24 protein-coding genes, 3 riboswitches and 1 other annotated feature are annotated in these 24,051 nt (G+C 29.2%); of the genes, 17 read left to right on the top strand and 7 right to left on the bottom strand.

Going from position 1 to position 24,051, the window contains the following annotated elements; translation table 11 throughout:
• Positions 1–107: 107 nt before the first annotated feature.
• Entirely contained in the window at positions 108–1,373 is a 1,266-nt protein-coding gene (locus CLCHR_RS19745) for a ferredoxin reductase family protein (protein ID WP_079441630.1), read from the top strand.
• A 127-nt stretch (positions 1,374–1,500) separates the two neighbouring features.
• Here CLCHR_RS19745 and CLCHR_RS19740 read toward each other — a convergent pair whose 3' ends face one another.
• The gene (locus tag CLCHR_RS19740) at positions 1,501–2,397 is read right to left on the bottom strand and encodes a cation diffusion facilitator family transporter (protein ID WP_079441629.1); all 897 of its coding nucleotides are present in this window, start codon (positions 2,395–2,397) and stop codon (positions 1,501–1,503) included.
• Between the two features lie 363 nt (positions 2,398–2,760).
• Here CLCHR_RS19740 and CLCHR_RS19735 point away from each other — a divergent pair, with 363 nt between their 5' ends.
• The 12 genes from CLCHR_RS19735 (at position 2,761) to CLCHR_RS19685 (ending at position 11,750) form a co-directional block, all read left to right on the top strand.
• Positions 2,761–3,915 carry an ROK family transcriptional regulator gene (locus CLCHR_RS19735; protein WP_079441628.1) on the top strand — a complete coding sequence of 385 codons (1,155 nt, stop codon included), beginning with the start codon at positions 2,761–2,763 and terminating at the stop codon, positions 3,913–3,915.
• An 18-nt stretch (positions 3,916–3,933) separates the two neighbouring features.
• Positions 3,934–4,716, top strand: a complete 783-nt coding sequence (lgt, locus tag CLCHR_RS19730) for a prolipoprotein diacylglyceryl transferase (RefSeq protein ID WP_079441627.1) — start codon at positions 3,934–3,936, stop codon at positions 4,714–4,716.
• Positions 4,717–4,843: 127 nt separating this feature from the next.
• Positions 4,844–5,650: an MBL fold metallo-hydrolase gene (locus tag CLCHR_RS19725; protein ID WP_079441626.1), complete on the top strand. Its 807-nt coding sequence runs from the start codon at positions 4,844–4,846 to the stop codon at positions 5,648–5,650.
• A 288-nt stretch (positions 5,651–5,938) separates the two neighbouring features.
• Positions 5,939–6,400 carry a spore coat protein gene (locus CLCHR_RS19720; RefSeq protein ID WP_079441625.1) on the top strand — a complete coding sequence of 154 codons (462 nt, stop codon included), beginning with the start codon at positions 5,939–5,941 and terminating at the stop codon, positions 6,398–6,400.
• Positions 6,401–6,573: 173 nt separating this feature from the next.
• Positions 6,574–6,708, top strand: coding sequence for a hypothetical protein (locus tag CLCHR_RS25520; RefSeq protein WP_278337017.1), 135 nt, complete (start codon positions 6,574–6,576; stop codon positions 6,706–6,708).
• Positions 6,709–6,824: 116 nt separating this feature from the next.
• On the top strand, positions 6,825–7,757 hold the full coding sequence (locus CLCHR_RS19715; RefSeq protein WP_242966158.1) for a serine/threonine protein kinase: 933 nt from the start codon (positions 6,825–6,827) through the stop codon (positions 7,755–7,757).
• Between the two features lie 90 nt (positions 7,758–7,847).
• Entirely contained in the window at positions 7,848–8,465 is a 618-nt protein-coding gene (locus CLCHR_RS19710; RefSeq protein ID WP_079441624.1) for a hypothetical protein, read from the top strand.
• Positions 8,466–8,621: 156 nt separating this feature from the next.
• Complete coding sequence (locus CLCHR_RS19705) at positions 8,622–9,086, top strand: C-GCAxxG-C-C family protein (protein ID WP_160360097.1); 465 nt, start codon at positions 8,622–8,624, stop codon at positions 9,084–9,086.
• A gap of 187 nt (positions 9,087–9,273) precedes the next feature.
• Positions 9,274–9,729: a DUF134 domain-containing protein gene (locus tag CLCHR_RS19700; RefSeq protein ID WP_079441623.1), complete on the top strand. Its 456-nt coding sequence runs from the start codon at positions 9,274–9,276 to the stop codon at positions 9,727–9,729.
• Between the two features lie 321 nt (positions 9,730–10,050).
• Positions 10,051–10,368 (top strand): thioredoxin, encoded by a 318-nt coding sequence (gene trxA / locus CLCHR_RS19695; protein ID WP_079441622.1) that lies wholly within the window; start codon positions 10,051–10,053, stop codon positions 10,366–10,368.
• Positions 10,369–10,504: 136 nt separating this feature from the next.
• Positions 10,505–11,233, top strand: coding sequence for a DUF421 domain-containing protein (locus tag CLCHR_RS19690; protein ID WP_079441621.1), 729 nt, complete (start codon positions 10,505–10,507; stop codon positions 11,231–11,233).
• 310 nt (positions 11,234–11,543) lie between these two features.
• The gene (locus CLCHR_RS19685; protein ID WP_079441620.1) at positions 11,544–11,750 is read left to right on the top strand and encodes an alpha/beta-type small acid-soluble spore protein; all 207 of its coding nucleotides are present in this window, start codon (positions 11,544–11,546) and stop codon (positions 11,748–11,750) included.
• Positions 11,751–11,897: 147 nt separating this feature from the next.
• Here the strand turns inward: CLCHR_RS19685 and CLCHR_RS19680 are convergent, their stop codons facing one another.
• The 3 genes from CLCHR_RS19680 to dapB all read right to left on the bottom strand — a co-directional run bounded on the left by CLCHR_RS19680 (position 11,898) and on the right by dapB (position 15,492).
• On the bottom strand, positions 11,898–13,478 hold the full coding sequence (locus CLCHR_RS19680; RefSeq protein WP_182629409.1) for a ClC family H(+)/Cl(-) exchange transporter: 1,581 nt from the start codon (positions 13,476–13,478) through the stop codon (positions 11,898–11,900).
• A 247-nt stretch (positions 13,479–13,725) separates the two neighbouring features.
• Positions 13,726–14,580, bottom strand: coding sequence for a putative beta-lysine N-acetyltransferase (gene ablB / locus CLCHR_RS19675; RefSeq protein ID WP_079441618.1), 855 nt, complete (start codon positions 14,578–14,580; stop codon positions 13,726–13,728).
• Between the two features lie 54 nt (positions 14,581–14,634).
• Positions 14,635–15,492, bottom strand: coding sequence for a 4-hydroxy-tetrahydrodipicolinate reductase (dapB, locus tag CLCHR_RS19670; protein WP_079441617.1), 858 nt, complete (start codon positions 15,490–15,492; stop codon positions 14,635–14,637).
• Between the two features lie 116 nt (positions 15,493–15,608).
• A riboswitch (cyclic di-AMP (ydaO/yuaA leader) is annotated at positions 15,609–15,740 on the bottom strand.
• A gap of 447 nt (positions 15,741–16,187) precedes the next feature.
• Here dapB and CLCHR_RS19665 point away from each other — a divergent pair.
• Both CLCHR_RS19665 and nhaA read left to right on the top strand, forming a co-directional pair.
• The gene (locus CLCHR_RS19665; RefSeq protein WP_079441616.1) at positions 16,188–16,805 is read left to right on the top strand and encodes a GGDEF domain-containing protein; all 618 of its coding nucleotides are present in this window, start codon (positions 16,188–16,190) and stop codon (positions 16,803–16,805) included.
• A 273-nt stretch (positions 16,806–17,078) separates the two neighbouring features.
• Positions 17,079–17,134, top strand: a sequence feature (sodium ion sensor (DUF1646 type); this cis-regulatory element may regulate processes involved in with the transportation of sodium ions).
• 104 nt (positions 17,135–17,238) lie between these two features.
• Positions 17,239–18,447 (top strand): Na+/H+ antiporter NhaA, encoded by a 1,209-nt coding sequence (gene nhaA, locus CLCHR_RS19660; RefSeq protein WP_079441615.1) that lies wholly within the window; start codon positions 17,239–17,241, stop codon positions 18,445–18,447.
• Between the two features lie 236 nt (positions 18,448–18,683).
• Here the strand turns inward: nhaA and CLCHR_RS19655 are convergent, their stop codons facing one another.
• Positions 18,684–19,352: a potassium channel family protein gene (locus tag CLCHR_RS19655; RefSeq protein ID WP_079441614.1), complete on the bottom strand. Its 669-nt coding sequence runs from the start codon at positions 19,350–19,352 to the stop codon at positions 18,684–18,686.
• An 11-nt stretch (positions 19,353–19,363) separates the two neighbouring features.
• On the bottom strand, positions 19,364–20,710 hold the full coding sequence (locus CLCHR_RS19650; RefSeq protein ID WP_079441613.1) for a TrkH family potassium uptake protein: 1,347 nt from the start codon (positions 20,708–20,710) through the stop codon (positions 19,364–19,366).
• A 399-nt stretch (positions 20,711–21,109) separates the two neighbouring features.
• Positions 21,110–21,214, top strand: a riboswitch (glycine riboswitch).
• Between the two features lie 3 nt (positions 21,215–21,217).
• Positions 21,218–21,360, top strand: a riboswitch (glycine riboswitch).
• 74 nt (positions 21,361–21,434) lie between these two features.
• Between CLCHR_RS19650 and CLCHR_RS19645 the strand changes: the two genes are divergently transcribed.
• Both CLCHR_RS19645 and CLCHR_RS19640 read left to right on the top strand, forming a co-directional pair.
• Positions 21,435–22,868: an alanine/glycine:cation symporter family protein gene (locus CLCHR_RS19645; RefSeq protein WP_079441612.1), complete on the top strand. Its 1,434-nt coding sequence runs from the start codon at positions 21,435–21,437 to the stop codon at positions 22,866–22,868.
• Positions 22,869–23,237: 369 nt separating this feature from the next.
• A complete protein-coding gene (locus tag CLCHR_RS19640) occupies positions 23,238–23,423 on the top strand; it encodes a Fic/DOC family N-terminal domain-containing protein (RefSeq protein WP_341456929.1) in 186 nt (61 codons plus the stop codon).
• Positions 23,424–23,533: 110 nt separating this feature from the next.
• Here CLCHR_RS19640 and CLCHR_RS19635 read toward each other — a convergent pair whose 3' ends face one another.
• Positions 23,534–23,752, bottom strand: a complete 219-nt coding sequence (locus CLCHR_RS19635) for a DUF2922 domain-containing protein (RefSeq protein WP_079441610.1) — start codon at positions 23,750–23,752, stop codon at positions 23,534–23,536.
• Between the last annotated feature and the right edge of the window lie 299 nt (positions 23,753–24,051).

The following is a 24,051-nucleotide window of genomic DNA, read 5'->3' as shown; positions in this document are numbered from 1 at the left end:
GTTATAGAATTATATCTATAAATAATAATTATTTATAGATTATTAGTATTATTTATCTGATTAAATATTAAATACGATTATTTATTTTTAAATTATAGGAGGTACTTATGAAAAAGAAATTAGGGATTATAATTGTTCTGTTAAGCATAGTGATAACTTGGATGGCCTGGCTATTTATGGAACCAGTAAGAGAGATTTCACCTATGACGGGATATTCTCAATTATTAGCATCATTTTCTTTAGTTGCATTTGCATTTATTAATTTTATTTCTACTAGGCATAAAATATTAGATAATTTATTTGACGGCTTAGATAAGTCGTATATTTATCATAAATATTTAAGTATATCTGCACTTGTTCTAGTTATACTTCATAATGTCACAATAGATATTGGGAAAAAGACTGAAAGGGGATTAGGGATAAAAGGAGTAAAGGATCCTTATGCAATGTTTGGGTCATTTAGTATGTATTTATTTATAGCTCTTATATTTATTGCTCTTGTTGCAAAAAAATTAAATTATGAAAGATGGAAAGTCATTCATAAAATTATGATTATTCCATATGCTTTTGGAATTTATCATTATTATGGAAGTGCAACTTATGCTGTATTTTCTTTTAAACCATATTCCGTATGGCTAGACATTATAAATTTAATAGGAATTGTATCTGTAGCATATAGTATATTCTTCTATGAAAAACTTTCATTTAAATATAAATATAAAGTGCAGAATTTAGAAAAGGTAGCAAATGGAACTTTAGAGATAACTGGAGCGTCACTTGGAAATGACATAGATTTTAAACCAGGGCAATTTGCATTCTTAAAGGTATTAAATAAGGATAGTAAATTTCCATCCCATCCATTTACAATAAGTCAGGCGCCTAAAAAAGGAGAAATTCAATTTACAATTAAAGCACTAGGAGATGATACTAAAGTATTAACTGAGAAACTTAAAATAGGAACTGAATTTATAGTGTCAGGACCACATGGTAAGTTTGATTATAAATCTGGGGCAAAAAATCAAATATGGATTGCAGGTGGAATAGGTGTAACACCTTTTAGAAGTTTTGCTCAGTCTAATATAGATGATAATTTTTCTGTAGACTTTTTCTATGCATACAATAATGCAGAAGAAGGTGCCTATACAGATGAATTACAAGCTTTAAGTAAGGATAACCTAAGAATACACCTATTTAATTCAAAGGAAAAAGGATTTTTATCAGTAGAAGAAATAAGCAAATCTGTAAATATAAAAGATGTCGTAGACGTGTATTTTTGTGGGCCTAAACCAATGAGGGAAAATTTAAAAAAGCAATTTAAGAATAGCAAGTTTAGGGTTTTAATTTTTAACTATGAACATTTTCAATTTAAATAATTGTAATTAATAATTAAGGTGAATTAATAAATAAAGCGAGGGAATATGTTTAATCCATCGCTTTATTTGTGTTATAGAGGTATATAAATTTTATGATTATATCGAGAATATAATTAAAATTGTAATTTTAATCACATTTATTTTTACAGTTATCACAACTAGAACTAATTTCAGAAGATTCTAAATGGATCATAATTTCAGAGTTATCTAAAGAGTTCTTTATATCATTTTCAATTTTATCACATACGTCATGCGCATCTTTAATTCGCATGTTTTCAGGAAAAACCAAATGTAATTCGATATATCTAACTCGTCCGGATTTTCTTGTTTTAAAGTTATGGTAGTTACAGTAAATAGCAGAAAATTTATTTATACTGTTTTCAATAACTTTAATTTCGTCACTAGATAATTTGACATCTAAAAGTGGGTTAAATGCAGATATTAATAGCTCAATAGCTTCTTTTAATATAAATATAGCAACTAAAATAGCTACAATTGGATCTAAAAAGTTAAATTTAGTTATCCATAAAAGGAACAAACCAATTCCCACACCTAATGATGTATAAACATCAGCCTTCAAGTGAAGGGCATCTGCTTCTAAGGCTATGGAATCTTCTTGCTTAGCTACCTTGTATAGTTTTCTAGAAACTACAAAATTTATAGCAGAAGAAATAAACATAACTATAAAGCCAAGTCCTATTGATTCTACTTCTCCAGGAATTATTAATTTTTTTACTGCTTCAACTATTATCCAAACAGAAGCTACTAGTATAAGGAGGGCCTCAATTACACCAGAAATATTTTCTACTTTTCCATGCCCGTAAGGATGTATATCATCAGCTGGCTTATCAGATATTTTAACAGAAAAAAACGCTATTATAGAGGCTAATAAGTCCATAGTCGAATGTATGGCTTCGGATATTATGCTTACTGAACCAGTAGCAAGCCCTACAATTAACTTTAAAGTTATTAGGATGCTATTTGAAAAAAGAGATAATCTTGCAGCTTTAACTTTTGCATTCATATAAAACTCCCCCATATTTAAATAAGTATTATCATTTGATAAACAAATCAATAATATAATATATTTATATGCAAGAAAAGTCAAGGTATAACTATTGAAGTGTATTATCAATTGATAATAATAGCTATTATATAACCATTGATGATTGTCCAAGTTCTAAAGTGACCGAGAATGTTTTGGATATATTTTTGAGTTACAAAGAGAAATGAAAGAAGACGCTTATTATCCTGGAAATTTAGATGGCATATATGGAGAAGGAATGAAGCAATATGTAATAAAATTAAGGAAAGATAATAGCAATAGCGTTTGTTAAAATAGATTTAATCTTATTTCCAAAATGGTCAAAAGGTGATATCCTATTATATGAGAAAGGAAGTGAGTGTGCTGGAAGCATTTGAAAGCTTTGAATCATTAAATGATAGGTGTAAATATATCTTTCGTATTATACAAGAGAACGGTCCTATAGCTAAAAATGAATTAGCAAGCAAAAGCAATATAAAATTAACGACATTGAATAGAGAACTTAAAATATTACTTGATGAAAAAATTATTGTAGAGAGTCATATAGGAGAATCTACAGGCGGTAGAAAACCTAGTTTGTATGATATAAATCAAGAGGGACTTTATATAATTGGAATAGACATTTCTCGTATTTACACTAAAGTTGTTATAACAAACTTGAAATTAAAAATAATAAAAGAAAGGTTATTAAGTAATGAATATAATATTGAGACTATTTCTGAATTTATACCTAGTACTATAAAAGAATTATGTATGAGATTGCAAATAGAAAAATCAGAAATTGTTGGAATTGGAATAGGTATATTTAGTGGATTCAAAATATACCCTTTATATGAAACTTTACGTAAAGAATTTGATGTACCAATATGTATAGATAATGGTGCTAATGCAGCTGTTATTGGGGAGCATAAATTTGGAATTGGAAAAGGTAAAGACAATATTGCATATATAAACTGTGGTGTGGGCATTAGAACAGGTATTATATCATCCGGTACTTTAATTCGTACAATTGATAATTCAGAAGATGCTTTTGGGCATATGATTGTTGAAGTTAATGGAGAGTTATGCTCATGTGGTAATTATGGATGCATAGAAAGCTATGTGTCAATATCAAATATAACACAAAGATTTATTAGCATGATGAAGGAAATTAATCCAGTTGGATTAAACAAAGATTTAAATAACCTTAATTATCGAGATGTTTGCAGTTTAGCAGAACAAAACAATGAAATAGCTATGAATATTATTAAGAATTCAGCATTATATTTTGGAGTTGGACTTTCAAACTATATGAAGTTATTTAACCCTGAATTAATAATTCTAAGTGGCCCATTAGTGGAATGTTCAAAGTTATTTTATAATACAGCGAAGGAAATCGCTTTTGAAAAATGTCATATAAAAAGTAATGATATTGAATTTAGAGATAGCGGATACTTTGAAGACACATCTATAGCAGTAGGAGCGTGTGCTATGGTTATAGAGAAAATAAAAAAATAAAAGATAGGAAGTGGAATTATGAATCCAGTAGCATTTTCAATTGGAAGCTTCGATATTAGGTGGTATGGTATATTAATTGCAACCGGCATTGTACTCGGAATAGTTATATCTCAATATAACTGTAAATGGAGAGATGCTGATTTTGATAATTTGTTAAATATTGTATTGTTATCTCTTCCATTTGGTATAGTAGGTGCAAGATTATATTATGTAATTTTTGAATTTGATCATTATAGAAATAATATTATTGAAGCTATAAATATAAGAAATGGTGGACTAGCTATACATGGAGGTCTGATTTTCGCATTAGGAACAGCATTAATATATACAAAGGTTAAGAAACTTAGTTTTATTAAATTTGCAGATGTTGCGGCCCCTTCAATTATTTTAGCACAAGCTTTAGGGAGATGGGGGAATTTCTTTAACCAAGAAGCACATGGAGATGCTGTAAGTTATGAATTTATTAAGCATTTTCCAATGTTTATTCAAAATGGAATGAATATAAATGGAACATATTATAATCCGACTTTTTTATATGAATCAACTTGGAATCTATTAGTGTTTGTGATATTAATGGTTATATTAAGAAAAAGCAAGGTCAATGGCGCAGCATTTTTTACATACATTGGTTTATATTCAATAGGCCGATTTATAATCGAAGGAATGAGAACGGATAGTTTAATGCTAGGAAGTATTAGGATGGCTCAATTAGTAAGTTTAAGTGGAGTTGTTTTATGGATAGTGTTTATAGGCTTAAGTTATTATAAAAGAGTAATAAAGAGAAAAGTGTGTAAGGAATGATGGAATGGCAAGAATATTTAATTGCAGATGTTATGTAGCAAATTCTAGATTAGAATTTTAACTTGATATATTAAAGAAAGTATGTAATACATATGAAAATTAGTTATGTTAAGTGGAGGAGAGGGAATTGAAATTAAAAGTTTTAGTAGACAACAATACATATATTGACCAATATTATTGTGGAGAACCTGCTGTTTCATATTATATTGAAGATGAAGATACAAAGTTATTGTTAGACGTAGGATATTCAGATTTATTTATTAAAAATGCATATGAATTAGGTGTGGATTTAAAAAATATAGATGCCATTGTAATTTCACATGGTCATGATGATCATACAAGAGGATTACAATATTATTTTGCGCAAAGCAATAGAAATAATATTAATATAATTGCTCACCCAGATGCATTTAAAGAAAAAGTAATTAGTAATTTGAAAATTTGTTCTCCTATATTACAGGAGGATTTAAAGGGAAAATGCAATTTGATTCTATCCAAAGAACCTATAAGAGTGAGTAAAAATCTGATTTTTTTAGGAGAAATACCTCAAAACAATAATTTTGAAAGTAGAAAACCTATTGGCAAGCAAATTAACGGGGATACAGTCGTGGATGATTATTTAATGGACGATACAGCACTTGTATACAAAAGTGAAAATGGCATTTACATTGTTACAGGATGTTCTCATAGTGGGATATGTAATATTGTAGAATATGCCAAACAGGTGTGCAAAGATAATAGAATATTAGGCATAATTGGGGGCTTTCATTTATTTGAAGTAAATGAACAGGTAAATAAAACTATAAACTACTTAAAGAAAAACAACATAAAGGAATTATATCCTTGTCATTGTACTTCTTTTATTGTAAAAGCAGAAATACATAAATCAGTTCCCATTAGAGAAGTAGGCGTAGGATTAGAAATAAAATGGTAAGTCAATATATTTTTTGGCATTTGACAACAAAATTGTTGAATCGAATAATAAACTAATAGATAATATAACAAAACATGGTATAACACAACGAGGTGTAAATTGAAGGTTGTGTTATATCATGTTTTATTTTTTGTAAATATAGATAAGTAGGGAGTACAAATGAAATTCAAAAGACTTATATGGATAGGGTAATTAATTTCAAATACTAAAAGAAATAATCGAAAATAATCTTTACGAAGGCATAAAAAAATAAAAACTCCACAAAATAAAATTTGGAGGTGTTTATTTATGAATGTAACTTTAACTCAAAAAGAAAGAATGTTGTTAGAAGATCAAAAAAGTCATGAACAAATTTGTATACAAAAGTATTCTAATTATGCAAATGCGGCACAAGATAATCAATTGAAACAAATATGTAATAATAATGGGCAAATTGAAAGGCAGCATCTTGATACAATTAATCAATTATTAAGTGGTAATATTCCACAAATGAATCAACAGCAAAATCAAAGTGCTGCACAAAATATGAATAATACTCAATCAGTACCTAGTAATATATCAGACAAAGATATATGTTCAGATTTATTAATGGCAGAAAAATATGTTTCTGGAACTTATGATACTGCTATCTTTGAATTTAAAGATACTCAAGTACGTGATGTATTAAATCATATCCAAAAAGAAGAACAAAAACATGGCGAATCTATATTTAAGTATATGCAGAGTAAAGGCATGTATAATGTTCAATAGACTTTGAATATTAATAAAAGCACAAAAAAGATTACAATTTTCAAGTAAAAACTTTTTTGTGCTTTTATCATTTCTTTAATATAATTCACAAGAAGCTATGAAGATTACTGAAGAAGTATCATATATATCAATTAGTATATAGACATTTGAAGGGGTTTTTATAAACTTTTAGAATGAATATATTTTTAATCATATGCGAATGTGTACAAGTATGTAAGACAAATTCAGTTATTGCTAAAGGAAAAGATGTAGTATATATTATTGGTGAAATTATGGAACATTACATAAATATCTTTCATAATATATAATTAAAATAATAGCTTATTATAGCTGAAAAATACAAAAGAGGTGTTTTATATGGGGTTTTATCAAAATGAGTCATATAAAGGGCATGATTATTATAAGGTAAGCAAATCTAATAGTAGTGACAGTAAATCAAGAAGTGATTCAAGTCATTCTAGAAGCAGCGCTAGCAGATCAAAGAGTAATGAAAGTAAATCAAGAAGTAATGACAGTAGGTCACAAAGCAGCGACAGTAAATCACGAAGCAATGCAAGCTATTCTCACAGCAGACCATATAGCGAATCATATAGCAGATAATAGCATTTTAAATAAATTTTCTATAGAGATTATTAATATGGATAGGTATTACCACGTCAATGAAATAGTAAATGGATATTTAATTCTTAAGGTAATAGGTGAGGGAAGATACGGGATAGCATATTTAGCTATCAATGACAAATATGAAAAGTTTGTAATTAAACAATTAAAAGAAGATATGCTTGAAAAAACTAGAGAAAAATTGTTCTATGAAGAGAAAATATTACAAGGTTTGAACAATCCTAAATTCCCAAGGTTTATATCAAATTTCAAAGATGAATATAGGGAAGGCTATATTTTAGAATATATAGAAGGTAAAGTGTTTGAAGACTTGTTAGTTAGGGATGGGTATGAATTTAGTAGAAATGAGATTTATGAAATCGGAGGACAACTTTTAGAATTAGTAGAGGTACTGCATAATAATAATTTTGTGCACCGAGATATTAGACTTCCTAACGTAATATTGAAAGAAAGCAAAGAATTATCGCTAATTGATTTTGGATTAGCTAGAATTATAGATAATAAAAAATATGTGAGAGAGATGGATTATTGGTTTATAGGTGATTTTCTAATTCATTTATATTATTCATCATATAAAGAAAATGAATTAGAAGAAAGACCTTGGTTTGAAGAACTTGATTTAAATTCCGAAGAAGAGATATTTCTAAAAAGACTTATGGGTATCGAAAAAAGTTACGGAAATATTGAAGAAATAAAAAAACAACTTGAAAAAATCAAAAATATGAATAAATTTTAGAATATAAGCCATGTGATTCGAGATTATATCTTTAACATCACATGGTCTATTCAGCAATAAGCAAAAGATTAAGTGAAGGAGGCATGTATTATGTCAAATTCAATAGAAATATTAAAAATATATAATGAAAGTTTCAGAGCTAATAAGTATTCTAATGAACCTTTTAGGATGATTGGCTTAATTGATGTAAGTATTGAATATATTTACGGAATAGAAAAAGTAACTCTGGCTTTTTTTAGATCGTCAGGAACCAATAGCGGAAAAATCAAAGGATTATGGTATCCTATTGTAGGGATAAAGACTATGACCGGTGAATTTACTGAGTTCACAGAATACCTGAATTTTGTCTTAACAAATACCACCAGAATGGGAATTGCAGATGAAGGGTGGCTTGCTAAATCTTTATTTTTTGCCAGCGAATATATTAATGAATCAAGAATCAGAGGATTTTCAAGTGGAATCTATTATGAAAGCCTCTTAGAAATAGGAAAAACTTTAAGAGATTTATATGAAAAGGACAAATTCCAAATTTTGAGCACATTAGATGCTGAAAAATTAAATAGTATATTAACCTCAAAAGAAATATATAAAGATAATAAGCATACTCAAAGGGAAAACTTTGAGAAATTCATAGAAGATATATTTAATGAAGTTAATATGATGGATGCAGAAAATGAAGTTGAAAGCAAAGGAATTGAAAAGACCTAATGATTTCATAATAAATATTTATTTTATTATTGGCATTTGACAGTAAAATTCAAATGGAGTAATATGTAATTGTCAAATGCTAATAATCTTAAAAAATGATTAATAATATTTTTATGATTTGAATTATTGAAAATTTTTAAAAGGGGATAGATATAAGTGGATAATATAAGGGAACGTGCTATGGAATTATTTAAGCAAGGATACAATTGCTCTCAATCAGTATTTGGAGTTTTTTGTGAAGAGTGTGGAATTGATCTTGAAACAGCACTTAAATTATCATCTTCTTTTGGTGGTGGTATGGCAAGATTGCGTGAGGTATGTGGAGCAGTGAGTGGTATGTTTATGGTAGCCGGTATGAAATATGGTTATAGTGATCCGAAGGATAGTTTATCTAAAACTGAACATTATAAGAGAATTCAAGAGTTAGCTGAACAATTTAAGGAGAAGAATAATTCTATAGTTTGTAGAGATCTTTTAGGATTATCTGCTCAAAAAGAGAGTTATATACCAGAAGAAAGAACAGATGAATATTATAAGAAACGCCCTTGTGCAGAAATTGTTGGTGATGCGGCAGAAATAATATATGAATATATAAAATCACATGAAATAAATGGTATTTAGATAAAATGTATATTTATAATGCATAGAAAATTTAGAGTCACATTTTTAGTAGTAATACTGTGGTTTTGTTACTATATATGCAAATTTGAAGCATTTTATTAAATTGAGTATAATTACATATAAATAGTGATAGCAGATTTAGGTGTTATATCGGTTTGAATATATGATAATCCTAGGAGGATAAAGAATGGCAAGACCAACAAAATTTAGAAGAGTTGAATTTTTCCCGAAAGATGATTATTTTGTACCCTGGGGAAAACCAAAATGTCAAATTGAAGAAATTGTTTTAAAAGTAGAAGAACTTGAAGCAATGAGATTAAAGGATATTGAAGATTTAAATCAAGAAGAGTGTGCTGAAAAAATGCAGGTATCAAGGCAGACTTTTCAAAACATTATAGATAGTGCAAGGAAAAAGGTAGCTACTGCTTTAACAGAAGGCAAGGCAATAAGGATAAGCGGCGGTCATTATACTACAAAGCTTTGCAAATATAAATGTGCTGAATGTGGAACAATCTATGAAATAAATTATGATCAAGACAGAGCCATTTGCCCAAGTTGTGGTTCAGAGAAGGTTATGTGTAGTAAAAAAGCAGGATTCTGCAAAAATTGGTGTAGAAGTAATAACATAGATGCTAATGAATAATTTAAAGCTAAGACTTATAAGCATGAAAAATAATAATAGATCCAGTATACATATATTGGTCTATTATTTTTTTGTTTGTGAACTTTTTATTTATTCATTATGACAGTCATGATCATGACATAAATCACCAGAATCTGTTATTGTTATATGCTATTTATATATTGTATTAAGCTTATAAATGGTATATGTAAATAATAATTAATATAGTAGAACAGAAAATTTATTTTTTACCATAAGTAACTAAATCACAGAAATAAAAATAAGATGAGTTTATAATGAAATTATAAATCATTTGGAAATTAGAAGATGGAGGAATTTAATATGGCTAAAATAATAAATAGTAATGAGTTTGTTGAAAAAGTTGAAAACACTAAAGGTGTGGTAGTTGTAGATTTTTTTGCGACATGGTGTGGTCCTTGTAAAATGTTAGGCCCAGTATTCGAAGGGGTTAGTAATGAAATGGTGGATAAAGCTGAATTTTTTAAAGTAGATATTGATAAGAGCAGTAGAATAGCTCAAAAATATGGAATAGCAGCAGTTCCAACTATGATTATTTTTAAAGACGGAGTTCCAGTGGAAAATTTAGCAGGCTTTATGCCAAGAGAAAATATAAGTAGAAAAGTTAAAGCACACTTATAAAATTTTCATAGACTTCTCATTATAAAAATAATGAGAAGTCTATATTAATTTTGTCAAAAAGTGAACTTGAATGTTTATTAAGTTACTTGGTAACACTAACACTGCGGATGATATCATTAAGGAGAGATGTATTTATATGGAATTAATTAAGGAACTTCTAGTAGTAGGGGTAAGAATAGTAACAATCCTGCCACTGATGCTAGGAGTAACATTTTGTATGGGAAAACGTTCAATTGGAGAACTTCCGGTTTTTGATTTTCTTGTAATAATAACTTTCGGAGCAGTTGTTGGAGCTGATATAGCAGATCCAACAATACCTCATATTCATACTGCAGTAGCGATTGTACTAATAGGACTATTACAGATAGTAGTTTCAAAACTTGTAATTAAGTATAGAAAGTTAGGTCATATTATTACTTTTGAACCTACAATAGTTGTTGTAGACGGTAAATTAATAAAAAGAAACCTTAAAAGACTGCGTTATTCAATAGATAACTTACTACAAATGATAAGGGAACAGGGGATATTTGATATAAAGGATGTATATTTAGGGATTATTGAAGCAAACGGTAAATTATCTATACTAAAGCAGCCTAATAAGGAAAACATTACAATAGAAGACATGAAGTTAGAAAAAAAGAACTCGTCATTGTCGTATCCGGTAATAATTGATGGGAAGGTGTATGAAGATGTGCTTGCTAAACTTGAACTTTCTAATGATTGGTTACAGCAAGAATTGAAAAATCTTGATGTGAAAAATTTAGATGAAGTTTTCTTTGCATCTGTAAACACTAAGAAAGAACTTCACGTTTCTCTTGAGAATTATATGAGTGATAAAGGAAGTATTCCTCCAATATATAATTAAGTCTTAATAAAGAATATTACTAAAATAATGATTAAAAATTAATTAAGAGAGTATATTATTTACATTTAAAGTAAAATAATTAGTAGAATTTGGAGAAGTTTTAAGAAAGTGTTGATATAGAATACATGATAAAGATATTGGGATAACAATTGTAAAAGAAGTTTTATAAAGTAATTGCATATATTCTAAAGTAATCCAATACAAGTCATGAATACTACTTTTACTAATATTTTTGTAGATTATAATTTTCGGTAATGGTTAAGATATTACTGCCAAACAAAATTAATATTATTAAGGGAGGTAGATGTATATGTCATCAAATAACAGTGGAAGAAACAGAACTTTAGTACCAGAGGCAAGACAAGGATTAAACAGATTAAAGGCTGAAGTTGCTTCAGAAGTAGGTTTACATGACTATGAACAAATTGATAAAGGAAACCTTTCTTCAAGACAAAATGGATATGTTGGTGGAAACATGGTAAAACACATGATAGAAAGCTATGAACAAGGTTTATAATAATTAATCAACAAAGAAGATAGCTAATTATATGTAAAAATACTTTTCATAAATTAAAGAAAGGCTAGCAGAGCGATATATTATTTATATGTTTGCTCTACTGGCTTTTTAGTTTTCTTGATTAAGATAAATTAAACTATCAGATATTTATGTTAGAGTATCAGGAGTTTCGGACATTGATATGAACTCATCATTTACTTTGGAAACTCTATCTTCATTAGTTAGGACGGTTAAATAGTCTCCTGGTAGAATCATAGTATTTCCCTTAGGGATTAGTTCGGTTTCACCACGTCTAACAGCCACAAGGAGGCAGCGAGATGGCCATTTTACTTCTTTAATCTGTTTACCATCTAACTTTGATCCCATACATACAGCGAACTCAAGTAAAGCTTTATTTATATTATCACCAATGGATGTTTTATTACCTTGATTTTGCAAAAACTTTTCTAGTAATGCTTCATATATAGGTTTAGAAGCAAGAACGTCTGCTACAATATATGCTATTATAGAAACAATAGCTAAAGCGAGCAAATGATTAAAGGAACCTGTCATTTCTGTAATTAGGATTGTTCCAGTTATTGGCGACTTGACTACTGAAGCGAAATATCCAGCCATGGCCAATATTATAAAGTTATTTATGTAAATACTGTCCAAGTGAGCAATATGCATAAGAATTTCTCCATATACATTTCCAATTAGTGCTCCAATCGCAAGTAAGGGTAGGAAGATTCCACCAGGGGCACCTGAACCGAAACTAGCCATGGTGAATGCAAATTTAATAATTAGAATAATAACTAATAATGTAAAAGAAAAGTTATTTTCAGTTAATGATGTAATTAATTCGTGGCCGCCACCTAAAACTTCTGGTAATAAAAGACCTAAGGCTACTGAGAATAACAAAGGAATTATGATTCTAAATTCTTTTTTTAGCCAGGTTTGTTCTAAGTATAAGCTTTGAGTCTTTAAAAGAACTTTATTAAATACAACTCCAAGCACTCCAACAATTATGCCAAGTATAATTACATACAGATAAAAATTAAGTGGCAGTGTAGCAAAATCTCCAAAATTAAAGACTGGTTTTAGTCCAAAGAAACTGCTTGCAATAAAATCAGCTGATAATGCAGAGGATAGTGCAGAAAGTAAAATTAATGGTGAAAAATTTTTATGAACTTCTTCTAAAGCAAACATTGCTCCAGCTAAAGGAGCGTTAAATGCGGCTGCAAGTCCTGCACTTGCACCACTCGTAATAAGATATTTTTCTTCAAGTTTTATTCTTTTAAATATTTTACTAAATCCTTGTCCAACCGCTGCACCTAATTGAACAGAAGGGCCTTCTCTTCCTAATGAAAGTCCAGAACCTATTGAAAGAATGCCTCCGAAGAACTTACCCAAAATTACTTTCCACCATTTCATATCTAGTTTTCTAAGTAAAACTCCTTCAACTTGAGGAATTCCGCTTCCACTAATCATAGGCTCATTTTTCACCATCAATCCAACTAAGTAACCGATGATTATCACTAATAGAATCCATGGTAAGATAATAAGGTGATTAATTGATATAAGCTTATAAATATAATTTAATACAATGCCTGCTTTTTCAAGTGCTAAACGGTATAGCACAATTAATAAACCAGTAACGATACCTATGCATATTCCTTCAAAAACAAGTTTTAGCTTAAAACTATGCCAATGAAACAAAGTATTATAGGTACTCTGTTTATTTTCCATTTCTATTCCCCCAATACATTAGATGAAAAAATTATTTTGTATATAATCATACAAACATATATATGTTATCATATATATAAGCGTATGTTAATAGTATAAGATACTTTAAATTTTATAGAAGAGTAAGAACTTCTATAAATTTTATACTAATTTATTAGAATAAAAAAGATTGCCCTTCCGCTAAAAGCAAAAAAGCAATCAACTATTTTTTTAAAATACATCATAATTAAAACTTATTTTCTAGCTATTAATTAATATTTTTTACCCAGATATTCATATCTTCAAAGGTGCCACAAATATTGCAATTGTTTACCATTCTACCTGTGAAGTTGTAACTTTGCTTACTTAATATAAAATTTATACTAGGATTTATTGCTCTACATAAGCTATATAAAGTAAGGAATCCTTTATTTTTAAGATCGCATTCTAAACAATGAACTATGTTTGCCAGAATTCCTTTGCCTCTATAGGCAAGTAAGGTAGCGCAGTCTGTTATTTCTGCGTTTAAATTCTCCTTATCCATTTCAGCTGATGCTACGCTAACTATTTTGCCGTCAAAAACGGCAACTTTATATAAAACTTTATCGTTCATAGTTTGCCTTAAATATTCTTCATTATATATAGGAGTAGGATAAGTCAAAAATACTGTAGAGAATAGTTTGATCATTTCAGAAATATCATTTTCGGTAGCAGTTCTTATTTGATATACTGGATTGATTTTGCTGTATACATAAGTATTCCGTACATTTAAACATTCTTTTACTAGTAAATTTTTTTGCGTAAAATTACTACAGATTTTTCTATCGCTATTAATAAAGTAAGACATACAAAATGCATCTTTACCCTTAAAGTATCCATCAATCTTTCCTTCTTGAGTGAAACCTGCATTTATTAAAGTTTCAAAAGATTCTGTATCACAATTGCATATAACTTTTCCAAGGTGAAGTTTTGATGCAAAATGAATTATTCTTTTAAGAGTTTGAAGTGAAATAGTATTCAAGTTAAGTATTTTCAGACGTTTATTTGTTAGATCAACAAAAGCTTTCGTACGATCGATCTTGGTATAATAGTTGCTATTTAAGTCACATCTATCTGCTCTCATAAAATTGTTCTCTCCTTTTAAACGTTAACATATTTATATTAAAAGTCTAATAGATTATTGAATATCTGTTGCTATTAGACTTTCAAAATTATTACCCTTGGCATTACTTTCAAGAGCATATAAATCTTTTGTTACCTTTGATAAGCTTAAGACATCACTCATTTCATAGAATCCAATCTTATCTTGTATAAAATTTATTGCGTGGATTGCTCCAGAGGCAAAAACTTTTCTTGAAAAGGATTCATGAGAAATTGTAATTCTATCATTTTCTCCAACAATCAAAACTTCATGTTTTCCGACAACACCGCCAGCTCGAACTGAATTAATTGGAATATTTTCTTTAGAAATATCTTTGCCTAAGTAGACTAAACCATCTTTTATTTCATTAGCTATCTTTAAAGCGGTACCAGATGGGATGTCCTTTTTTTCCTTGTGATGTATTTCGGAAATTTGAAAATCATAATTATTCAATAAAATTGAAGCCAATTTTGTTAGTATCATTAGTACATTTACTCCAAGGGTTATGTTTGGAGCATACACTATACCTGTATGATTTCTATAGGCTAAATTTTTTATTTTATCTAATTCTGCTTCTGAAAACCCTGTAGTACCTATTATCATATTAATTCCCATTTGTGAAATAATTCTAGAGTTTTTTAAAGTAGCTTCAGGTGTTGAAAAATCGACTACAACGTCTGGTCTACAAAGTACTAATGTTTCCTCTAATTTATTAGTCCCTTCTATTTTTATACCAATTTCTTGAATTCCAATGACTTCGCCTAAATCCATGTGCTTTCTTAAGCTTCCAGGGCTACACATAACAGCTATAATTTTCATACTTCTTTGATTAAATATCATTTTTGCAATTTCTCTGCCTGTTTTTCCAAGTCCTATTAGACATACTTTTAACATAAGAAATCCTCCTTTAAATTACTTGATAAAAAATAATAAGCCATAGAGAAGTCTCTATAGCTTATTAAGCAATAATATTTATGGGTATGCTAAAGAAAGTATATTAGCAATATACAAAAACTTCTCTTCAACGCTTACGAGATTAGCTGACGGATTCGGATTGAAGAAAAATAACCCTACTTATCCTAAAATAAGATTCACCCCAAAAATTGGTTCTCCCGTTCAAAAAGATTCAGCGTTACTAATATTATTTTTTTGTTAGTATCTGTATATAACCATATCATTTTAACATATATATGTCAATATATATATTTATGAGTATATATTATTGTATATATATTACTTGGATTTATTTGAGATATTTATACTTAAATTATCAATATATAGTTAATATTTGAGCCGTCCTAAGGAATAATTTTTAATATGGGAGGCGAACCATTTATTCAATGAATAACTTATGTTGTGTCAGAAGAGTTTTATACGTTAAATCAGATTTCGCCACGTGAAGCATCGTAGGCAAGTAATGTGCAAATGAGATCACCTTTAAATCTAACTGGTAAAGGGGTAAATGTAGCTTTAATGATTAGTATATATTGACTCATATATATGTTGATGTTAGTATAATTAAGTTATAGTATAGTTATAAGAAATAAAGTAATTGTTAATAATTACTTAATTATATATGGAGGTTATTTATGGATAACAAGCTTACATCAAAAGAGGAATTAATTTCTAAAATGGAGGAACTAATATCTAATAACGAAGGTCCTTTCAGTGTAGTTGTTGCAGATATTGATGATTTTAAGAATTTAAATAATTTATACGGTCATTCTACTGGGGATGAAGTAATTAAAAAGTTGATTTCAATTTTAAATAACAATCTATCTTCAACAGATATGGTATGTAGATCAGGTGATGAATTTAATATATTACTTGTAAAAAAAGGTGCTGAAAGAAGCTTTATGGAGCTTGAGGAAATAAGAAGATATTTATCGGATAATACATTCAACCTAGTTGAAAACTCTGATGATAATGTTTATTTCACTTTAAGCTTTGGTGTGGCAAGTTATCCAAGAGATGCTAAAAACGCAGTTGAACTTTTTAGAGTGGCCGATAGTGCATTATTTAGGGCAAAAGAATTAGGTAAGAATAGAATATGTCTTTCTGAAGCTGAGAGTATGGTGTTAAAATCTAATTATTTTACTAAAACTCAACTTGATAGATTATCAAGACTATCTAAAGCAACTGATAGAACTGAAGCGTTTCTTCTTAGAGAAGCTCTCGATGATTTATTTAAAAAATATAGCAAATAGTTGCTAATTAAGAAAAACTAGGTTGACTATTGATAGATTAGAGACACGTTTAAGCAAGAAGGAATTTCCTCAACGATTTCTTCAATAAATGATGTTAAATATGTAACTATTGAAGTTAGTGGTCAGTTGGGATATGAGCTAAAATATGATAAAGAACCTTGAGCGAGTAGAATAAATTATCAATGTTAGTTGAGCATACTGCATAAATCTTGATTATTATATTAATCTATAATATAATCAGTAATGTAAAAATAAACGAATATGATTAGATACGGTTGGGCAAATTATATAATTTGCTTTCAAGCAATCAGTTTCTGGGGTGGGAAACTCTTTTTTTGAGTGTTTCCTACCTCTTTTTTATGGGGCTTTTTAATAATGAAAAGTATTGGAAAGTAATTCTAACTAGTATTGTATTGAAAAAGGGGGATTAACAGTGAAAAATAAAATCAAAACTAAAGTACTAAGTCCATTCTTATATTTTTTTAAGAGTGAATCTTCTAGTGGGATAATTCTTTTGATTTGTGCTATTGCAGCAATTATAATTGCAAACTCAAGCCTTGCAGGAGTTTATGAGCATATACTGCACGCAAATGTAACCATAGGATATGGAGAGTTTTCTTTGTCAATGTCAGTTCTTCATTGGATTAATGATGGATTGATGGCTATATTTTTCTTAGTTGTTGGTATGGAAATAAAGAGGGAAGTGGTGTTTGGTGAGCTTAAATCTTTTAAAAAGACAATACTCCCAATATCTGCAGCTATAGGAGGAATGATTGTTCCAGCAGCCATTTATGTATTATTTAACTATAATGAGCCAACTATTACAGGATGGGGAATACCGATGGCAACAGACATTGCGTTTGCACTTGGAATGCTTTCTTTAGTTGCAAAAAATGCACCAAAAGGAATTGTTGTATTTCTTACTGCACTCGCTATAGTTGATGATTTAGGCGCTATTATAGTAATAGCAATATTTTATAATAGTCAAATTTCTTGGATAGCGCTTTTACTAGGGTTAATAGTTTTTATTACACTTATCTTAGCTAACAAATTTAAGGTAGAATATACATCTGTTTATATTATTTTAGGTGTAATTTTGTGGATTTGTCTTTTAAAATCAGGTGTACATGCAACAATTGCAGGTGTATTACTAGGCATGACATTGCCAATTGGAGAAAATATTCATAAATTTAAAACCTCAATATTGTATAAACTTGAACATACTTTAACACCATGGTCTAGCTTCGGAATTATGCCAATATTTGCTTTTGCAAATGCGGGTATAATAATTAATACTGATAATTTTTCGAATAATTTGTTTTCACCAGCTTCCTTAGGAATTGTATTTGGTCTTTTTGTAGGAAAGCAAATTGGTATATTTGCAACTTCATTTGTTCTAATAAAATTGAAAATAGCTAAATTTCCATCTAATGTAACAAAAAGACATTTATATGGGGCAAGTGTTTTTGGTGGGATCGGGTTTACTATGTCAATTTTTGTTTCATCTTTATCATTTACAGATGCAGCTATATTATCTGAAGCAAAAATGTGTATCATGATCGCTTCAATTTTAGCAGCAACATACGGTACAATAGTATTTAAATTTATCAAGTTTAAAAGCGAAAAACTAAATGAAAATTAAAGGATTTTTCTGTATAGTTATTGTATTATTATAAAGTATTTGGATACAAATAAAAGTCATTCTGAAAAAAGTGAACTCAGCTTTAGAGGGGATTTACCTCTTTATAAAGCTGAGTTTTAATTGCATATTCAGGGATTATATGACGATTTAAAAATTCATATAGTTGTAGCTATAAATTTTGTAAAAATTAAAAACTTTATATTTAATTTTTACCAGCATAATCATTAAATATATATCTACTTGTTTTCAACTATTATACTTTCAAATTTACTTAAATCTTCATTAGAACCAAGGGCCACTAAAATATCCGTATTTTTAATTATATAATCTGCAGAAGGAGAAATATTTACATTTTTATCACCCTTTATTGCAACTATATTTATACCATATTTTCCTCTTATTTTTATGTCTCTTAATGATTTATTAATCCATTCATATGGTGGCTCAAGTTCTATCATACCGTAATCAGAAGATAATTCTATATGATCCAATATATTTGAAGATACTAAGTTATGAGCCACTCTAATCCCCATATCTTGTTCGGGTAAAATAACTTTGTCTGCACCAATTTTGTATAAAATTTTGGCATGTAAGTCACTAGTAGCTTTTGCTACTATATATTTAACACCCATTTCTTTAACTAACAGGGTTACCATTGTACTAGCTTGGATATTACTTCCGATTGTTACTATTGCTACATCAAAATTACTTACACCTAAACATTTTAAGGCATTTTCATCTGTTGCATCCATTTGAACAGCATGAGTAACATTATCTACAATTTCTTGAATTTTATCTTCACTAATATCAATAACTAGTACATCCTGACCTAAGCTGTATATTGTTTTAGCTATAGAAGCTCCAAACCTTCCAAGTCCGATTGTGATAAATTGTTTCTTTTTCAATCAAATTCCTCCTATCCAATTAATATTTTAGCTTCAGGATATTTAAGTCTGTTGTTTTTTTTGCGATTGACAAGAGCCAATATGACTGTTAATGGACCAACCCTGCCAAGGTACATAGTTATAATAAGAATTAGTTTAGAAGTCGTTTCTATATCTTGAGTCACTCCAGTAGTTAATCCTACAGTTGCAAAAGCTGATGTGGCTTCATAAAGCAGATTTATAAAAAGTTTATCTGGCTCCGTTATAGTTAGAACTATAGTTACTGTTAATACCAATAAGATAGCTATAGAAAATAGAGTAAATGCTTTATATACTGTTTCTTTAGAAAATCTCCTTCCAAAAGCTTCAGTATCTTCTCTTCCTTTAAGCACTGATACTAAACTAAAAGCAAGTACTCCAAATGTAGTTACCTTAAGACCTCCAGCTGTTGATCCAGAGGCTCCACCGATAAACATTAGTATTATTGTCATAAGTTTACCAGCTGTAGTCATACCATCAGTTGAGATACTATTAAATCCAGCAGTTCTTGGTGAAACAGAAGCAAAAAAAGCATTAAGTACTTTATCTCTAAAATTCATAGACCCAAGAGTTTCAGGATTTTTATATTCAATGAGTAACATAAAGATAAAACCAAAAGCAATTAAAACAGCTGTTATGTATATTACAATTTTAGAATGAGTAGATAGTCTTTTAGCTTTGCTATAATTAAATATCTCTAGTGAAACAGTAAAGCCAAGTCCTCCAATAATTATTAATGCACTTATGGTTAATAAGACGGTAGAATTACTTGAGTAACTTACTAAACTGGTATAATCTCCAAACAAGTCAAAACCTGCATTACAAAATGCGGAGATTGAATGAAAGATACTATAAAATATTCCAGTTTTTAATCCAAACTGCGGGATGAATTGTGTTGATAGTAATACTGCACCACAAATTTGTATAACTATCGTAAAGCCTAAGACATACTTAACCATTTTAACGAGGCCTTGTATATTAAAGGTATTCATAGATTCTTGAATAATAAGTCTATCTTTAAGGGTTATTTTTTTTCCTAATAAAATAGCTATAAAAATAGTGAAAGACATGAAACCAAGACCACCTGTTTCAATTAAAAGCATTATTACTGTTTTACCAAAGTTGCTCCAGTGAGTACCTGTATCTAAAGTGACAAGTCCTGTGACACACACCGCTGAAGTTGATATAAAGAGTGAATCTAAAAAATTTGTACTTTCTCTGTTTGCTGATGAAATTGGTAAGCTAAGCAAAACGGCACCTACCAAAATAACTAATGCGAAGCCCATTGAAAGTACTTGAACAGCATTAAGGCTTGGTTTTTTTACTAAAATATCTGTCATATGCATCTCCTCAAGGTTAATAACCTTATTTAGAATATCAATTATAAATGCATTTTTCTCTGCTTTTATAAAAATATTTTATATTATTCTACATTTAATAGTATTTTAACAGTTTTTGTTTTTATTTCAATGTAATTTTTTACAAGAGAAAGGCATAACAATTTAATATTTATTGCTCAAAGGATGATATTAAATTATATATTTAAAATTAAGAAGGATGATGATTGAAAGGATAGGAAATGGATTAATGTTCGTATTATGTATTTAAATAGATAAATACACATAAAAAACACGAATTAAATTTGAAATAAACGTTTCAAATTCAATAAAAATTTGTAAAAGTTCTTGCGTTAATAAAATAATGCATATATAATTTAATTAAAATAATAGAATGTTCGGATGAAGATAGTGGGAGAGTTATTACTAAATCTATTTTTATTAAAATAGATTTAGTAATACACCGAAGAGGGGAATCTTTCAGGTAATAAGGACCGCTATTGGACGAAACTCTGGAGAGACTCATTTAATTATGAGCACCGAAGGAGCAAGGTAACTATAGTAATTTAATATGGTTTCTAAAGTGAATTATTTTCAGAAACCTTGAAATAAACTATTTAAAGTTACTGAAACTCTCAGGTAAAAGGACAGGGGATAGGATTAACCAAAAATAATTTTTGGTTTTATTCTTATTTTCCCGCCTAATAAAAAATAGGGGGATTTTTTTATGTTATTATCAAATTTATTATTATCAACATCAACAATTAAGGACTTTTTAGACACAATTGACAGCATCGTTTGGGGGCCGCCATTATTAGTTCTTTTAATGGGGACAGGAATTTACTTAACAATTCGCCTTAAATTACTTCAAGTATTCAAATTACCGCTTGCATTAAAGTATGTTTTTGGTAAAGATGATGAGGCAAATAATGATGAAGCAGAAGGAGATGTATCTAGTTTTCAGGCATTATGTACGGCATTATCTGCAACTATAGGTACAGGTAATATTGTTGGGGTTGCAACTGCAATTTCAGCTGGTGGACCTGGAGCATTATTTTGGATGTGGCTTGCAGCATTCTTTGGGATGGCAACAAAATATTCAGAAGGCTTACTTGCTATAAAATACAGGGAAGTCGATGAAAATGGCCAAATGTCTGGTGGACCAATGTATTATATTCAAAATGGTTTAGGTCTTAAATGGCTTGCTAAATTATTCGCATTCTTTGGTATTGGTGTTGCACTATTTGGAATAGGAACATTTGGACAAGTTAATTCAATTGCAGCAGCAGCAAAAAGTTATAATGTACCATTAATAGTAACAGCTGTAGTTGTAACAGCATTAGTTGCAGCCATAACACTTGGAGGAATACAAAGAATATCTAAAGTTTCAGAACTTATTGTACCATTCATGGCAGCAGCTTATATACTTGGATCAATTGCAGTTCTAGTATGCAATTATAAAGCCATTCCAGCAGCCATAGGCCTAATTATAACAAGTGCGTTTAATCCTCAATCAGTTCTTGGAGGAACAGCGGGTGTCACAGTTATATTAGCAATGAGAAGTGGGGTAGCAAGAGGAATATTTTCAAATGAATCAGGTCTTGGTAGTGCACCAATTGCAGCAGCAGCAGCAAGGACCAAATCACCAGCAAGACAAGGGTTAATAACAATGACAGGTACTTTTTTCGATACAATAATAGTTTGCACTATGACAGGACTAGTGATAGTACTTACTGGATCTTGGAGCCAAGGAATGAGTGGGGCAGTTTCAGGAGCTGACTTAACTACAGTGGCTTTTCAAGCAGGGCTACCAATTGCAGCGCTTGGAAAATTCATCGTTAATGTTGGATTATTATTTTTCGCATTCACAACAATAATTGGATGGAATTATTATGGTGAAAGATGCACAGAGTATCTTTTTGGTGTTAAAGGAATATTACCTTATAGAATAATATATATAGCATTTGTAGCTATAGGGCCATTCTTACCACTTGAATTAATATTCATAGTTGCTGATATAGTTAATGGATGTATGGCATTCCCTAACTTAGTGGGTCTTATAGGTCTTAGAAAAGTTATAGTTGAAGAAACAGAAATTTTCTTTAAGGAAATGAATGAAAAGAAGCTACAAGCAAAAACAAAATTAGAATTATGTGACTAAAAATTTAAAATTTTATTTGATATAAAATAAAGAAGTTTGTCTTTGGTGAGGCAGACTTCTTATTTTATGGATAAAAGTTAATTTGCGGGTGTAACGAGCATAATCAAAATATATTAATAAGTTTAAGCTGAAAGAAGTGGCGTGGAGGTACTAACTATACTAAGAGAATTTCTTAAAAATGTAGATTTTCTTTTGCTTGAAGTACATTAATGTCTTCATTTAGATAGCTTAATTGATGTAAACGCATTTATAAATGAGCTTCTTGAAGCAAACAAGCTTTTAGGAATATATCAAGTGCTCTTAGAAAAGTCCAAAATAAATCCGGAGTTATTATTAGTACCAATAACTTTGCAAGAAGCAATTTAATCAATAAGAATAGATGGAACTCAGGTAACTCTGGATGATATGCTTGAATATGGCGCTGATGAAAATAAGAAGAATATTGATATCGAAGAAGTTCTTAATTATTCTACAGCACTTATTAAAGGAGAAACTTTACTTAAAAGTATACCTATTTATACACGATTAATAAAAGAAATGCACAAAATTTTATAGTTCACCAAATTTCTTTGTTAGTGAAAGTTTAGGGAAGGATAAGTTTAAATATTATAAATTATTAAATGATACAAGAGTTGATACAAGTCAAGAAATAAGAAATACTATTTTTAAGCTATATCAAATTTAGTAACTTGTCTTTGAGTTAATTGAGCACCAGACTTTTTAACTAAAGCACCTGAATTAGTTATGGAAATATTCTTCGTTATAATTGTATCCATAAGAGTATTTACTTCAGCTTTAGTAAGACCGGCTTTAACACCTGAAACACTTAAAGTACTTTTTTCACCAGCATCAGTTAAAAAAATCATAGATAAAGTATATTCCATTTAATTTACCTCCAATTTTTAAAATTTTCCTAAGTAATCTACCTTAAGTATTAATTAAGCTAGAAGATTCAGTTATAAATGAAACTCTAGTGCTAGCATCTATAACTAGCTTGATAGCTTCAGCAACATCGCTGATATATTGTTTTTTGTATATGAAAATAATGTATAGTTATTAAAAGTTCTTCATAATACTATTTTGTAACAATAATTTAACTTTTGCATAAAGTGACTATATAGATTGATGTGTATTTAGTGTTAAGAAAAAGTTAAAAAGTATCAGTTATATATTGCTTTTATAT

The sequence above is a fragment of the Clostridium chromiireducens genome (assembly GCF_002029255.1).
Taxonomy (GTDB): domain Bacteria; phylum Bacillota; class Clostridia; order Clostridiales; family Clostridiaceae; genus Clostridium; species Clostridium chromiireducens.
The sequence above is the reverse complement of the archived record's forward strand: the minus strand, read 5'-3'. Positions and strand labels throughout refer to the sequence as shown.